Below are 14,921 nucleotides of genomic sequence, written 5' to 3'. Positions count from 1 at the left end.
ATAAGGGCATTTAATTAAAGTCAGCCCATCAAGAGTGGCGCACGTTAATCGGTTGTTAAGTGAGACGGGCGCCGACCCTCAGGGTCAAAATCTCGCACTGTTGTTTGTTGCAATCCTGTTGTCACAAGGAGTGATGGCCAGGTTGCCGGGGGGCGAGAGGTTAATATCAAGGACGGACAGCAGGCGTTCCAGGGAGATGGAACCGGGCCAAGGCCCGACCAAACAAGAATCCCATTTTCCTAGATGACAGGAACAACGTATGTCTGACATGAATATTGCAGCTGATGGTCGTTTAGCCAGCAACACCTCCCGCGGCGTCAACAAGGCCGATGTGGTCTGGATGCTGGGTCTGTACGGTACCGCGATCGGTGCCGGTGTGCTCTTCCTGCCAATCAACGCCGGTGTAGGTGGTCTGTGGCCGCTGGTTGCCATGTTGATCCTGGCGCTGCCGCTGACTTTCTTTGCTCACCGTGGTCTGACCCGCTTCGTGCTGTCCGGCTCTACTCGTGATGGCGACATCACTGAAGTAGTAGAAGAGCACTTCGGCAAGACCGCAGGCAAATTCATCACCCTGCTCTACTTCTTTGCCATCTACCCGATCGTGCTGATGTATTCAGTCGCCATTACCAACACCGTCGAGAGCGTGATTGTTCACCAGCTGGGCATGTCTGCACCTCCCCGTGCCGTTCTGTCACTGGCCCTGATCCTCGGTCTGATGGCGGTTGTTCGTCTGGGCGGCCAGGTTATCGTCAAAGCGATGAGCGTGCTGGTATTCCCGTTCGTGCTCACCCTGATGGGTCTGGCGTTCTACCTGATCCCGCACTGGAACGGTGCCATCATCACTGAAGCTCCGGCCCTGTCCGACGCCTTCAACGGTGATTTCATCAAGACCCTGTGGCTGGCTATCCCGGTAATGGTGTTCTCCTTCAACCACTCCCCGATCATCTCCTCCTTCGCGGTGGACAACAAAGGTCGTTACGGTGAAGGTGCCGAGAAGAAGTGCAGCAACATCCTGCTGGGCGCCCACGTCATGATGGTGATGACCGTTATGTTCTTCGTATTCAGCTGCGTACTGAGCCTCTCCCCGGCTGACCTGGCTGCTGCCAAAGAACAGAACATCTCCATCCTGTCCTACCTGGCCAACCACTTCGATAACCCGGTTATCGGTACTGTGGCTCCGCTGATCGCCATGGTTGCCATCAGCAAATCCTTCCTGGGTCACTACCTGGGTGCGCAAGAGGGCATGAACGGCCTGATGGCCAAGGCGCTGCGCGAGAAGGGCAAGAACGTTGACACCAAGCAACTGAACAAAGTCACTGCCGTGTTCATGATCCTGACTACCTGGGCCATCGCCACCATCAACCCGAGCATCCTCGGCATGATTGAAGACCTGGGCGGCCCGATCATCGCAATGCTGCTGTTCCTGATGCCGATGTACGCCATCACCAAGGTTCCGGCCATGCGCAAATACGCTGGCAACATCAGCAACGGTTTCGTGACCATCATCGGCCTGATCGCCATGTCCGGTATCATCTACAAGCTGATTGCCTGATAACGTCGGTTACCAAGTTGAATGAAGAAGCCGCCTCGCAAGAGGCGGCTTTTTTATGGCCGGGATTCAGGATTGGGCATTGTCGATATTCTCCGACTGCCAGAGGGCATAGCCCTTGCCGGAGGCCGTGGTGGGCAGATCAATCTGCATCAGGTCGTTGCCGATGACAAAGGGGCCCGAGTAGCGGGCGCGCAGATCCTGCGCCAGATCCTTCACCCTGATCTTGCCGTTGAGGCCGATATGGCTGAACACGGTCAGCGCCGGTTTGGCTTCGTTCATTACCCGGGCCGCCTGCTCAGGGGAGGCGAGGTGACCGGCGATTGCCTTGTAGCCGGGGTTGGCCTTCATCTGCTCGGCAGAGGTCATGGAGACGCAGTGCACCAGCAGATCGGCCCCTTTGGCCTGCTTCACTACTTCGGGGCTGTAGCGGGTATCGCCGGAGAGCACCACGCTGTGGCCGTGGTAGTCGATGCGATAGCCGAATGACGGCTTGATGTTGACCCCGTGGTCGTTGTCAAAGGCAGTCACCTTGACCCCGTCATGGTTGTAGACCACCCCGGCGGTGACCTCGTGGCTGTTGATCTCCACCCCGTCCAGCGGCGTTCCCTCATCCTTGACCCGGGTGGCGATGTCGGTGGCGTAGGCCTGCTGCAAGCCACGGGCGAGAGCTGTGGTGCCTTTGGGGCCGTAGAGCTCCATCGGCGCGTGGCGCTGGCCATAGGCCGGTTGCAGCCAGCCGGTCAGCCAGAGATCCGCCAGCCCGTTGGTGTGGTCGGAGTGAAAGTGGGTGAGGAAGAAGGCGTTGACCCGGCCGATGGGGATATGCAGCTGCCACAGGCGAGTGGCGGAGTTGCGGCCAAAGTCGAACACCAGCTTCTGGTTGCCCGCCTCGACCAGGGTGCTGTAGCCGCCGCGGCTGATCTGGGGCACCGGGGTGCCGGTACCGAGCAGGCTGACCCGGAAGATATCGGGCCGGGCTTGAGTTGCTGTGGCCGGGGCGTGATCGAGGTTGCTGATAAAGCTGCTTTCGGCCGCCTGGCTGACACCGGTGGCCAGCAGACCGACCAGCAGGGCGGCCAGATAGGTGCTTTTCATGGGGATATGTCCTGTTTGGTGGCGTTGCTGGTCACTATATTGGTAACCAAAAGTGCGATAAATTGGCTAAAAATCATTTCTTACTAAACTTTTGGTTGTGAATCAGAGCCCTTGTCGCGGGCCAAACGGCCTTGAAACGGGCAAAAAGGAGGGGTTGTGGACCGATTGACCAGCATGCGTATCTTCACCCGGGTGGTGGATCTCGGCTCCTACAGCGCGGTGGCGAGCGAAGAGGGGATCAGCGCCCAGATGGTGGGCAAGCATGTGCTGGGACTGGAGCAGTGGCTGGGGGGCAAGCTGTTTCACAAGACCACCCGCCAGCAGACTCTCACCGAGCTGGGCCAGCTGTTTTTGGCTCGCTGCCAGCGGGTACAGGAGGAGATGGCACTGACCGAGTCGCTCACCCAGAATCTGCTGGCCGAGCCGGCCGGACGGCTGCGCATCGCCGCCCCCCTCAGCTTTGGCCACCACCGGCTGGTGCCGCTGCTGCCCGCTTTTCTCGACCGCTACCCCAAGCTGGATCTAGATCTGCAGCTCACCCCCCGCTGGGTCGATCTGGTGGAGGAGGGGTTCGACGCCGCTATCCGCACCCTGCGCCCGCAGGATGAGGCGCTGATCGCCCGTCCGCTGCTGACCCAGCACTACCGCCTCTGCGCGGCCCCCGACTACCTCAATCGCCACGGCGTACCCCGTCATCCGGCCGATCTCGCCCGCCACCAGTGTCTGCATGGCAACTGGGGCGAGCACGAGCGCTGGCAGTTTGTCGGCGAGGATGGCCAGAGCGAGGAGGTGCGGGTCGCCTCGCGCCTGCGCATCAATCACTGGCCAGCCTTGTTGACGGCTGCGCTCTCGGGGGCTGGCATCACCTTGCAGCCCGCCGAACAGGTGCGTGAGCATATCGCTTCGGGGCGTTTGCTGCCGCTGCTTGGCCGCTATCAGAGCCCGGCCAAGACCCTCTACTTCATCTATCCGGCGGCGCGGCGGCAGGTGCTCAAGATCACTCTGCTGGGGGATTTTCTGGCCGAATCCCTGCAAGCTGAGCCCGAGCCTGAATAAAAGGCTGCATATTCTCGCCACCGCGCTTAACCATCGTGCTTAACAAAGGGGCGGAGCAGGCCTAACATGGCGGGATGTTTTTCTAGTCGGGACAAAAGGATATGTCTGGGTTGAAAAAGGATCTCGGGCTCTGGCAGGGGATGGGGCTGCTCGCCACCTCGCTGCTCGGCACCGGGATCTTCGTGGTACCGGCGACTGCCGCCTCGCTGGCGGGCGGGGCCTCGCTCTGGGCCTGGTTGCTGCTGATTGCGCTGGTGCTGCCCATCGCCTTTACCTTCGCTCTCCTCGGCCGTCGCTATCCCCATGCGGGTGGCGCGCCGCACCTGATTGGCCTCGCCTTTGGCAACGGCGCCGAGCGCTTCTCCGCCTTCCTCTTTCTGGCTGTGCTGCCGGTGGGGCTGCCCGCCGCCCTGATGATTGCCACCGGTTTCTGGCACGCCCTGTTCGAGATGGGGGAGTGGACCCTCTGGGCCATCCAGCTGCTGACCCTGCTCGGGGTCTTTCTGCTGGGGCTGCGCGGGGCGCGCTCCTCCGGCAATCTGCAACTGCTGATTGCGCTCGCCATTTTGGGGCTCACCCTGCTCATTTGGTTCAAGGGGGAGGTGAGCTGGCGCGATGCGGCCCGGCCGCTGCCGAGCGCGGATGAGTGGCCCCCTATGGCCACCGCGCTGGCGGTGATGTTCTGGTGTTTCGTCGGGCTGGAAGCCTTCGCCCACATGGGGGAGGAGTTCAAGCGGCCGGAGCGGGACTACCCCATCGCCCTGCTCGGCGGTGTGCTGCTAGCGGGGCTCATCTACTGGGTACACTCGCTGGTGGTGCTCAAATATGGCCTCTACGGCGATGAGGCGAAAAATGCCACCGCCATCCCCTCCCTGCTGGCGCTGCTGTTCGGCCCCACCGCCAAGTGGCTGGTGGCGGTGCTCGGTTATCTCTCCTGCTTTGCCAGCATCAATATCTACATTCAGGGCTTTGCCCGGCTGATCTGGAGCATGGCGCGGGAAGGCAAGTTGCCCCCCTCGCTGGCCGTGCTCACCGCGCGCGGCGCGCCGCTGCGGGCGCTTACTCTGGTGCTCGCCATCTGTCTGCTCTGCATCACCCTGATCATCTGGCTGCGACTGCCGCTCGATGAGCTGATCCGCTACGCCAACGGCAATTTCGTGCTGGTCTACCTGCTCTGCATGGCGGCGGGCTGGCGTCTGCTTGGCGGGGTGGGCAAGGGGCTGGCTGGGGTGAGCGTGCTGCTCTGCGCTCTGGTACTGGTGGCGCTCGCTTCTCAGGTGCTCTATGCGGTGGTGCTCAGTCTTGGCTACGGCGGCTTCTCGCTGTGGCGGCGTCATCTGCGCCGTAGTCGTCAGCAGGATGCGCTCTCAGTGGCGAAGTAACATCTCCCCGATGGTCGAAGAAATGAGAAAGCCCTGATGTTCAGGGCTTTTTGATTCCGGCATATGGGATGTTCATATGAATACTAGTTGGCACGCTATTTGCCGAAAAGTGCGGTGTCGGATCAACTCAACGGCGATTTATAGCCAAAAAAAGTGGGATCCAGCTCCCGTTTTGCTTAAAGTGATCCCTTCCGATCCCGGTGGTCGGAATGCCCGCAAGGATGCCCTTCAGACGTAAACAGGATGGCCTGGCCAGACTGACTCTCAGAGATGTGACTGCTTCGGTTCTCTTTTTATCTGTCACCTGTGGTGATAGCGCCTTGTTCCGTTCAGTCAGCCCGGGTTTTGCGTCTCTCTCATCGTGCATTGTCACCATCTGCAGCGAGTGAATCATGAGCGAATCGGTTTTTGAGATCCACGACTGGACCCTGAGCGTTGACGACAACATGTTGTGCCGCCCCGACCGCGAGGTCTACCTCGAACCCAGGCTGGTCAACCTGTTGCGGTTTCTGGCCCATAATGCCGGCACCGTGTTTGGCCGCGATGCCCTGATCAACGAGGTGTGGGATGGCGCCGAGGTGACCGATCAGGTGGTGACCCAGTCCATCTTCGAACTGCGCAAGATCCTCAAAGATGGTCGCACCGATGCGACCGACTATATCGTCACCGTGCCCAAGCGCGGCTACAAGCTGGTGGCACCGGTAAGGCCGCTGCAGGTGGTTTCCGTGGTGATGGCGGACGAGCAGCCTGCTCCTGCGGTCAATACCGCTCTCTCCGACAACCCGACTCTATCCGATCTGAGCCCGCCCGCGGCTGAGCAGGATGATGATGCACAGCCCAATGTCGCCCCTTTTCCCGCCGGGCCCCTGACCCGCGCCATCTCCACCCATGCCAAGGATGCTCGCAGCCGCTGGAAGATGGTGAGTTTCGATATCTTCGTTGCCATCGTGCTGATCGCCATTGTCAGCATGCTCAGCTACCAGCACACCAGCCCCCAGGTGCATGCCATGCTGGATCCCAATCTGCTGGTGTTCCGCTTCCACTCCGGCATGGATGACAACAACGAGAACGTGCGCCTCGCCGATGGCATTACCCGCGCCCTGATGGGGGAGGTGGCCGTGGCTACGCCGCTGCGGGTGCAGTATGGTGCCACCACTCTGATGGGGGGCATCATGCCCGGCAAGGAGCTGAGTGTGCGGGTCACCCGCCAGCCCCGTGGAACCTATCTCGATCTGGAGTATCGCAATATCAACACCAACCGGGTGCTGTTCAGCCATCAGTACCAGCTCAGTCGCCACAGTGTGCACGGCGTGTTGCAGGCCAGCAGCCAGGATCTGCTGCGTGCCCTCGACCAGCCCGATGCCGAGCCGGGGATGGGCTGGCCGACCGATGATGCCTCCCTGATGGCGATGATGGAGGCGCAGTACTACATCAACAGCCGGGATCCGGTCGCCCTCAAGCGTGGGATTGATCTGCTGGAGCAGGCGCTGATTGCCCATCCGGATCAGCCGCTGCTGTTGGCGGAGCGCTATCTGGCGGGCGAGGCGCTGGCCACCCTGGCGGGAAAATCCGAGAGCGAGCGGTTGCAGGGGATTGGCACCCATCTCGCCAGCGTGGTGCAAAGCAGCGGCGCTCTCCCTGCTCGGGTGTGGGAGGCGTTGACCCTGCAGGCGATCCTCAACGGCCAGCAACAGCAGGCCAACTATCTGCTGGAGAAGGCGGCGAGTCGCGGCCGCTCTGTGCTCTATTACATACTGCAGGGCAAGCTGGCGGAGCTGGACGGTCGTCCCGAGGCGGCGGGTGATGCCTACAGTCAGGCCTTTCTGATGGAGGCGACCGAGCAGACCTATCTGCTCTGCCAGCAGCTCGGTTTCTACAGCAATATGGAGAGCCTCACCCCGGCTCTGTTCAATGCGCTGGGTCAGAGCAAGGTGAAGCTCTTCTAACTCCGCAGTGTTGGTTTTCCCCCGGTCGGTGCGGTTGCCGACCTCATCCACAGGCTGCCTTCGGGCGGCCTGTGCTGTTTCTGCTTGTTTCAATCCTGCTTGTTTGCCACCGGGGATAGTCGTTCTGGTGCGGCCCGATTTATCCCCCGCAGCTCCCCACTTGCCTTTGTCTTGCACGCGGCATTCTGCCCGGCTTTGCGCCGCGCTCAGCTTGTGACATCTGCTCATGGTTGGCGGCGGGATAAGCTGTCTGTCTCGACCCATTTCTCATTGCTGACCGGTTATCGCCGTTGCGCTTTACCTCTGAGCCTGGATTGTGATGAGCCGAGCGGCGGGGCGAACAGGAGGTGAGCGGCCACTCAGGGTGATGATCCGCAGGGCTTCCAAATGGCCGCAAGGGCAGGGGGCGCAATGGGAGCTGCTTTATCCCGGGTTTATCTGGCCAAAAATATCAAGACGGCGAGATAAGGGGGTTATCAAGGGGCAAGAATGGGGCGGTCGGATATCAAGGTTTTATCAAGACGGCTGTGTAATGTGATGTCAATGTACTGTTTTTAAATGGTTTTTATCAAAAGTGACGAGGCGGCGAAAAAAGTTGTCTCATATTTTTATCCGTTAGCTGGTCTTTATGTTTTCCGGGGATGAGAGGCCTAGTCTGTGCCCATTCTTTGGCGGGGCGTTCCGCCAAATGTGTATGTGACGACCCGACCTTTTATAGAACCGGAGATCTTATGTCCCTCGATACGAGCAAGAAGATTGGCCTTATCGCCTGTACAGGTGTGGTGGCCGGCAACATGATGGGGAGTGGCATCGCGCTGCTGCCTTCGGCACTGGCCACCATCGGCTCCATCTCTGTCTTTAGCTGGGCAATCTGTCTGGTAGGCGCCATGGGCCTCGCCTTCGTCTTCGCCCGCCTTGCTACCAAGAACCCGCAAGAGGGTGGCCCCATTGCTTACGCTGGCGAGATCTCTCCGGTGTTCGGTTTCCAGACCGGTGTGCTCTATTACCACGCCAACTGGATCGGTAACCTGGCCATCGCCATTACCGGCGTCTCCTACCTCTCGGTCTTCTTCCCCATTCTCAACAGCCCGATCCCGGCCGCCGCAGCCACCATCGCTGCCGTCTGGATCTTCACTTTCGTCAACCTGCTTGGCGGTAGCTGGGTGAGCCGACTCTGTACTCTGGGTCTGGTGCTGATCCTGCTGCCGGTGGTCGGTACTGCGGTGATGGGTTGGGGTCATTTTGATGCCACTGTCTACAGCCAGAACTGGAACACCACCAGCGGCAGCGACCTGCATGCGGTCATCAGTGCCGTGCTGATCTGCCTCTGGTCCTTCGTCGGTGTTGAATCTGCCGCCGTCTCTTCCGGCATGGTGAAGAACCCCAAGCGCACCGTACCGCTCGCTACCATGCTGGGTACCGGTATCGCGGGTGTTATCTACATCCTCTCTACCCAGGTGATCAGCGGCATGTTCCCGGCCGGTGAAGTGGCAGCCTCCGGCGCCCCGTTTGCCATGGCCTCTTCCGCCATCTTCGGTAGCTGGTCTGCGCCGTTTGTTTCTGCCTTCACCGCCCTGGCCTGCTTCACCTCGCTCGGTTCCTGGATGATGCTGGTGGGCGAGGCGGGCAAGCGTGCCGCCAACGACGGCAACTTCCCGAAAATCTACGGCGAAGTGGACAAGAACGGCGTGGCCAAGAAGGGTCTGATCCTGGGCTCCCTGAAGATGACTGCCCTGATGGTTGGCCTGACCGCCTTCACCTCCCAGTCCGCTCACGCTGCCGATCTCTTCAACGTGCTGACCACAGATGCGGTGCTGCTGACCATGCTGCCCTACTTCTACTCCAGCATTAACCTGATCCGTTTTGAAGGCATGACCTCCCGCAGCATCGGCGCCATGATCTTCTCCGGTGTGGCCTGCGTCTTCTGTCTGGTAGCCCTGATGGGTGCCAAGGGTTCCAACCTTACCGCTACCTTCGTGGTGTCGCTCATCATCCTGATGTTCTACGCCAAAAAACAGGGTCTGCGTCAGCACGACGCCCTGCTCAACGAGCAACCCAGCAACTAATTCCCCCTTTTATCTTCCGAGCGCTCTTCACTCACCATCCCTGATGGAGAGCGCCCCTTTACGTGTGGAGCATTACGATGAATATCATTGCCATCCTCAACCACCTGGGCGTTTTCTTTAAAGAAGAACCCATTCGCCAGCTGCAAGCCTCCCTCGAGCGCAAGGGTTTCGAGGTTGTTTATCCGGTCGATGTGGCCGACCTGCTGAAACTGATCGAGAAGAACCCCCGCGTTTGCGGCGCCATCTTCGACTGGGACAAATACTCTCTGGGCCTGTGCAAGGAGATCCACGATCGCAACGAGAAGCTGCCGATCTTCGCCTTCGCCAACGACCAGTCCACCCTGGATATTCACCTGACCGACCTGCGTCTGAACGTGCACTTCTTCGAGTACCGTCTCGGCATGGCTGACGACATCGCCCTCAAGATGGGTCAGGCCACTCAGGAGTATCAGGACGCCATCCTGCCGCCGTTCACCAAGGCACTGTTCAAGTACGTGGAAGAGGGTAAATACACCTTCTGTACTCCGGGTCACATGGGCGGTACCGCCTTCCAGATGAGCCCGGCCGGCAGCATCTTCTATGACTTCTATGGCCCGAACGCGTTCAAGGCTGACGTCTCCATCTCTATGCCGGAGCTGGGCTCCCTGCTGGATCACTCAGGTCCGCACAAGGAAGCCGAAGAGTACATCGCCCGTACTTTCAACGCCGATCGCTCCTACATCGTTACCAACGGCACCTCTACTGCCAACAAGATCGTCGGCATGTACTCCGCGCCTGCCGGCAGTACCGTGCTGGTTGACCGTAACTGCCACAAGTCGCTCACTCACCTGATGATGATGAACGACGTGACGCCGATCTACTTCCGTCCGACCCGCAACGCCTACGGCATTCTGGGTGGTATCCCGCAGAGCGAATTCAGCCGCGACACCATCGCAGCCAAGGTTGCCGCTACACCGGGTGCCCAGGCTCCCCGTTACGCCGTCGTCACCAACTCCACCTATGATGGCCTGCTCTACAACACCGGCTTCATCAAGGAGGCGCTGGACACTCCTTACATCCACTTCGACAGTGCCTGGGTGCCTTACACCAACTTCAGCCCGATCTATGAAGGCAAGTGCGGCATGAGCGGCGAAGCGATGCCGGGCAAGGTGTTCTACGAAACCCAGTCCACCCACAAGCTGCTGGCGGCCTTCTCCCAGGCCTCGATGATCCACATCAAGGGTGACGTGGAGGAAGAGACCTTCAACGAAGCCTTCATGATGCACACCTCCACCTCGCCGCAGTACGGCATCGTGGCATCGACCGAGATCTCTGCTGCCATGATGCGTGGCAACACCGGCAAGCGTCTGATCAAGGACTCCATCGATCGCGCCATCTCCTTCCGCAAAGAGATCAAGCGTCTGCGTGATCAGAGCGAAGGCTGGTTCTTCGACGTATGGCAGCCGGACAACATCGACACCGTCGAGTGCTGGAAGCTGGATCCGAAAGATGACTGGCACGGCTTCAAGGACATCGATGACAACCACATGTACCTGGATCCGATCAAGGTCACTCTGCTGACTCCGGGTATGGGCCGTGACGGCCAGCTGCTGGAGAAGGGCATCCCTGCCTCTCTGGTCTCCAAGTTCCTGGACGAGCGCGGCATCGTGGTCGAGAAGACCGGCCCTTACAACATGTTGTTCCTCTTCTCCATCGGTATCGATCAGTCCAAGGCGATGCAGCTGCTGCGTGCCCTGACCGAGTTCAAGCGTGGCTACGACCTGAACCTGACCATCAAGAGCATCCTGCCGAGCCTCTATCGTGAAGACCCGAGCTTCTACGAAGGGATGCGTATCCAGGAGCTGGCGCAACGCATTCACGAGCTGACCAGCAAGTACCGTCTGCCGGAGCTGATGTTCAAGGCGTTCGACGTACTGCCGGAGATGAAGATGACTCCGCACGCCGCATGGCAGCAAGAGCTGGCCGGCAACGTAGTGGAAGTGCCGCTGCGTGACATGGTTGACCGCATCAGCGCCAACATGATCCTGCCGTACCCGCCGGGAGTACCGCTGGTTCTGCCGGGCGAGATGGTGACCCAGGATTCTCTGCCGGTGCTCGAGTTCCTCGAGATGCTGTGCGAGATCGGTGCCCACTACCCGGGCTTCGAGACCGACATCCACGGTCTCTATCGTCAGGCCGATGGCAGCTACACCGTCAAGGTGCTGCGTTAATCACAGTGACAACAACGGGCCGCAAGGCCCGTTTTTCCCTCCGGAATTTCTCTTTTCTTGCGTGAGTCATCATGAAGCGAGTGCTCTCCATTCAATCCCATGTGGTCTTTGGCTGTGCCGGCAACAGTGCCGCCGTCTTTCCCATGCGTCGCCTCGGCATCGAGGTGTGGCCGATGAACACGGTGCAGTTCTCCAACCACACCCAGTACAGTGAGGGGTGGCAGGGGATGGTGATGCCGGCGGGCCATATCGCCCAGCTGGTGGATGGGCTGGCGGAGATCGGCGTGCTGGCCCAGTGCGATGCGCTGCTGAGCGGCTACCTCGGCTCGGCCGAGCAGGGGGAGGAGATCCTGGCGGCGGTGGCCCGGCTCAAGGCGTGCAATCCCGGCGCCCTCTACTTCTGCGATCCCGTGATGGGTCATCCGGACAAGGGGTGCATAGTGGCGCCCGGCGTCACCGACTTTTTCCGGGAGCGGGCCTTGCCCCGCGCCGACCTGCTGGCCCCCAACCTGCTGGAGCTGGAGCAGCTCACCGGCCGCGATATCCGCAATGTGCCGGAGGCCATCGAGGCGTGCCAGCAGCTGCGCGCGCAAGGGGTCAAGCTGGTGATGGTCAAGCATCTGGGCAAGGCCGGTTTTGCCATGGACCGCTTCGAGATGCTGCTGGTGTGCGATGAGGGGACCTTTCACCTCTCCCGCCCGCTCTACCCTTTTGCTCGCCACCCCATCGGGGTGGGGGATCTGCTGAGCGCCACCATGCTGGCCAATCTGCTGGCCGGTTGTACCCCGGTAGCGGCGTTCGAACTTACCAACGCCAGCGTGGATGCGGTGCTGGCTCGTACCTGGTTGACGGGGGCCTACGAGCTGCAACTGGTGGCGGCCCAGCACGAAATGGCGTTGCCGCTGGTGCGTACCCGGGCCACTCACCTTGAGTAGAAGCGTCGCCGATTCTGGATACAAAAAAGCCCTGCTGGTCAGGGCTTTTTCTATTTCTGAAGCACGGGGGCAGTCGCGCCTTAATCCTTGGGATCCTTGAGCGCCTCGATCACATCCTCCTTGGGCCCGAGTCCCTCGACATGGTTGAAGGTGTCGAGCCCCTCTTGCGCACTGATGGTAAAGGCGTCGGCGCTCAGGTAGCTGCCGCTGCCGGCGCTCTCCATGATGACCACCAGCTCGGGCTGCTTGTCACCGTTGAGATCCAGCAATTTCAGCTCCTTGATGGAGCCATCGCGCGGCAGCACCTTGCCGTCGATGAACTGATCCAGCGGGAACTGGGGATTGGCGCCGGAGTAGAGGCGCACGTCGTAGCTGCCGATGGAGGCGGGTTCACCGCGTCCTTCAGCCACCGTGATCACCTGACCGGAGGGGAGTGTCAGCTGTTTGAAGAAGCTCTCCGCTGCCTGGCCGGTCAAGGGCAGAGTGAGCAGACCGAGTGTCATCAGCAAGGTTTTCATAGGCGTTACCCTTGTTACTGCGGTGAGCGGCAGGGCCGTTCACTGACGTCAACGTATGGAGATGGGGCGGTGCCGACACATGGCATCCGCCCCTCTGTTATGCCTCACAAGAGGCGTGCATTACCAGATCTTCACCCGTTTCTGGGGCGGCAGATAGAGCTTGTCCCCCGGCTGGATGTTGAATGCCTCGTAGAAGGCGGGAATGTTCGGCACCACGCCGTTGACCCGGTACTCGGGCGGCGAGTGGGGGTCGGAGCGCAGCAGCATCTGCATCAGCTCGGGACGATACATCCCTTTCCACACCTGCGCCCAGCCGAGGAAGAAGCGCTGCTCGCCGGTGAAGCCGTCCAGCACCGGCGCCTCCTTGCCATCCAGTGACAGCTCGTAGGCCTTGTGGGCGATGGTGAGGCCGCCCAGATCGCCGATGTTCTCGCCCAGGGTGAACTGGCCGTTGACGAACTGACCGTTGATGGGCTCGAAGCGGTTGTACTGGGCCACCAGCCGGCTGGTGCGGAAGCGGAACTCCTTGAGATCCTGTGGCGTCCACCAGTCGCGCATCATGCCATCACCGTCGGATTTGGCCCCCTGATCATCAAAACCGTGGCCCATTTCGTGGCCGATCACCCCGCCGATGGCGCCGTAGTTGACTGCGTCATCCGCTGTCATGTCGAAGAAGGGGGGCTGCAAAATGGCCGCCGGGAAGACGATCTCGTTGTTGCTCGGGTTGTAGTAGGCGTTCACCGTCTGGGGCGACATGTGCCACTCGTCCCGATCGACCGGCTTGCCGAGGCGAGCCAGATTGTCGGCATACTCGAAGGCTTGCGAGCGCTGCAGGTTGCCTACCAGATCGTCCGGTTTGATGGCGATGGCGCTGTAATCCTTCCACTTGTCCGGATAGCCGATCTTGGGTCGGAACTTGGCCAGCTTCTCGAGCGCCTGGGTTTTGGTCTGTGGCGACATCCAGTCGAGCTCCTTGATGCTCTGGCCGTAGGCGGTGCGCAGGTTCTCCACCAGCTGCTCCATCCGCTCCTTGGCCGCTGGCGGGAAGTAGCGAGCCACATAGAGCTGGCCGACCGCTTCACCCAGATGATCGTTCAACACCCCCAGCGCCCGCTCCCAGCTGGCGCGCTGCTTGGGCGTGCCGCTCAATGTGGTGCCGTAGAAGGCAAAGTTGGCCCGGTCGGTCTCGCTATCGAGATAGGGTGCGTAGTCGGTCAGCAGTTGCCACTTGAGGTAGGCCTGCCAGTCGGCGATGGGGGTCTGGGCCATCACCTGATCCAGCGCGCTCAGATAGGTCGGCTGACCGATGATGAGCTCCGGCTGGCCAGCAATGCCCGCGGCATTGAGATAAGCCTGCCAGTCGAGATGAGGGGCGAGCCGTGCCAGTTCACTGGCGGGGCGCTTGTTGTAGTTCTTCTCCCGATCCCGCAGGGCGACGTTGTCCCACTGGATGGTGGCGAGCCGGGTTTCGAGGGCCAGAATCCGTTTGGCCTTGCCGCTCGGGTCAGACTCACCGAGGCGGCTCAGCATGGCGGCGATATGCTGCTGGTACTTCTGGCGCAGGGCCTGACTCTCGGTATCCTGCTTGAGGTAGTAGTCCCGATCCGGCAGCCCCAGTCCACCTTGATAGAGGTAGACCGCATAGCGGTCGGGGGACTTGGCATCGGCGTCGATCCAGATGCCAAACGGCGCGCCGCCGCCCATGCGGCCACTTTGGGCAAAGGCGCGGGCCAGTGCTGCCTGATCACCGATCCGGTCGATATCGGCCAGCGCCGGTGCCAGCGGGGTGAGCCCCTTGGCGTCACGGCCTGCCTGATCCAGATAGCTGGCGTAGAGATCGCGGATCTGCTGGGTCGGCGTGCCGGTGGCAGCCTCCTGCTTGGCCAGCCCCTCGACCAGCACCCGCACATCGGCGAGGGATTTGTCCCGCAGCATGTAGAAGGCGCCATCGGCGGGGCGATCGTCGGGGATCTTGGCGGTGGCGAGCCACTTGCCATTGACGTAACGGAAGAAGTCATCGCCGGGTTTGACCTGGGTGTCCATATTGGCCAGCGCCAGCCCGGAGTGTTTGGGGGAGTCTTGCGGTACCTGACTGCAGCCAGCCAGCAGGGCCAGTCCAATCAGGCCGGCCAGTAAGCTTTTCTTATTGTTCATCTTGTTT

The 14,921-nt window shown here is 60.8% G+C and carries 10 protein-coding genes; 7 read left to right on the top strand and 3 right to left on the bottom strand.

Annotated features, from left to right (window positions below; all coding sequences use genetic code 11):
* The first annotated feature begins 259 nt into the window (after positions 1-259).
* Entirely contained in the window at positions 260-1,552 is a 1,293-nt protein-coding gene (locus G5533_RS07130; RefSeq protein WP_005338498.1) for an HAAAP family serine/threonine permease, read from the top strand.
* A gap of 66 nt (positions 1,553-1,618) precedes the next feature.
* On the opposite strand, the gene G5533_RS07125 is transcribed toward G5533_RS07130, so the two are convergent.
* A complete protein-coding gene (locus G5533_RS07125; protein ID WP_421298447.1) occupies positions 1,619-2,647 on the bottom strand; it encodes an MBL fold metallo-hydrolase in 1,029 nt (342 codons plus the stop codon).
* Between the two features lie 156 nt (positions 2,648-2,803).
* On the opposite strand from G5533_RS07125, the gene G5533_RS07120 reads away from it, so the two are divergent.
* The 6 genes from G5533_RS07120 to pdxY all read left to right on the top strand — a co-directional run bounded on the left by G5533_RS07120 (position 2,804) and on the right by pdxY (position 12,242).
* Positions 2,804-3,703 (top strand): LysR family transcriptional regulator, encoded by a 900-nt coding sequence (locus G5533_RS07120; protein WP_441254656.1) that lies wholly within the window; start codon positions 2,804-2,806, stop codon positions 3,701-3,703.
* A 101-nt stretch (positions 3,704-3,804) separates the two neighbouring features.
* Positions 3,805-5,085, top strand: coding sequence for an L-methionine/branched-chain amino acid transporter (gene yjeH, locus G5533_RS07115; RefSeq protein ID WP_441254655.1), 1,281 nt, complete (start codon positions 3,805-3,807; stop codon positions 5,083-5,085).
* A gap of 392 nt (positions 5,086-5,477) precedes the next feature.
* The gene (gene cadC / locus G5533_RS07110) at positions 5,478-7,031 is read left to right on the top strand and encodes a lysine decarboxylation/transport transcriptional activator CadC (RefSeq protein WP_115521350.1); all 1,554 of its coding nucleotides are present in this window, start codon (positions 5,478-5,480) and stop codon (positions 7,029-7,031) included.
* A 731-nt stretch (positions 7,032-7,762) separates the two neighbouring features.
* Positions 7,763-9,097, top strand: coding sequence for a cadaverine/lysine antiporter (cadB, locus tag G5533_RS07105; RefSeq protein ID WP_005347861.1), 1,335 nt, complete (start codon positions 7,763-7,765; stop codon positions 9,095-9,097).
* Between the two features lie 77 nt (positions 9,098-9,174).
* Positions 9,175-11,307, top strand: a complete 2,133-nt coding sequence (locus G5533_RS07100; protein ID WP_058059046.1) for a lysine decarboxylase CadA — start codon at positions 9,175-9,177, stop codon at positions 11,305-11,307.
* A gap of 71 nt (positions 11,308-11,378) precedes the next feature.
* Positions 11,379-12,242, top strand: coding sequence for a pyridoxal kinase PdxY (pdxY, locus tag G5533_RS07095; RefSeq protein ID WP_441254654.1), 864 nt, complete (start codon positions 11,379-11,381; stop codon positions 12,240-12,242).
* A gap of 80 nt (positions 12,243-12,322) precedes the next feature.
* Here pdxY and G5533_RS07090 read toward each other — a convergent pair whose 3' ends face one another.
* Positions 12,323-12,760, bottom strand: coding sequence for a PliI family lysozyme inhibitor of I-type lysozyme (locus G5533_RS07090; protein ID WP_005347855.1), 438 nt, complete (start codon positions 12,758-12,760; stop codon positions 12,323-12,325).
* 120 nt (positions 12,761-12,880) lie between these two features.
* On the bottom strand, positions 12,881-14,914 hold the full coding sequence (locus G5533_RS07085; RefSeq protein ID WP_216953077.1) for a M13 family metallopeptidase: 2,034 nt from the start codon (positions 14,912-14,914) through the stop codon (positions 12,881-12,883).
* Positions 14,915-14,921 lie beyond the last annotated feature (7 nt).

Origin of the sequence: Aeromonas sp. A600620, assembly GCF_029479985.1 — a bacterium.
GTDB classification, from domain to species: Bacteria; Pseudomonadota; Gammaproteobacteria; order Enterobacterales; family Aeromonadaceae; genus Aeromonas; species Aeromonas veronii_A.
The sequence above is the reverse complement of the archived record's forward strand: the minus strand, read 5'-3'. Positions and strand labels throughout refer to the sequence as shown.

Bases quoted from the DNA above. Each gene is read 5' to 3' on its own strand.
- G5533_RS07130 (WP_005338498.1), top strand. From the start codon at position 260: ATGTCTGACATGAATATTGCAGCTGATGGTCGTTTAGCCAGCAACACC.
- G5533_RS07125 (WP_421298447.1), bottom strand. From the start codon at position 2,647: ATGAAAAGCACCTATCTGGCCGCCCTGCTGGTCGGTCTGCTGGCCACC.
- yjeH (WP_441254655.1), top strand. From the start codon at position 3,805: ATGTCTGGGTTGAAAAAGGATCTCGGGCTCTGGCAGGGGATGGGGCTG.
- cadC (WP_115521350.1), top strand. From the start codon at position 5,478: ATGAGCGAATCGGTTTTTGAGATCCACGACTGGACCCTGAGCGTTGAC.
- cadB (WP_005347861.1), top strand. From the start codon at position 7,763: ATGTCCCTCGATACGAGCAAGAAGATTGGCCTTATCGCCTGTACAGGT.
- G5533_RS07100 (WP_058059046.1), top strand. From the start codon at position 9,175: ATGAATATCATTGCCATCCTCAACCACCTGGGCGTTTTCTTTAAAGAA.
- pdxY (WP_441254654.1), top strand. From the start codon at position 11,379: ATGAAGCGAGTGCTCTCCATTCAATCCCATGTGGTCTTTGGCTGTGCC.
- G5533_RS07090 (WP_005347855.1), bottom strand. From the start codon at position 12,760: ATGAAAACCTTGCTGATGACACTCGGTCTGCTCACTCTGCCCTTGACC.
- G5533_RS07085 (WP_216953077.1), bottom strand. From the start codon at position 14,914: ATGAACAATAAGAAAAGCTTACTGGCCGGCCTGATTGGACTGGCCCTG.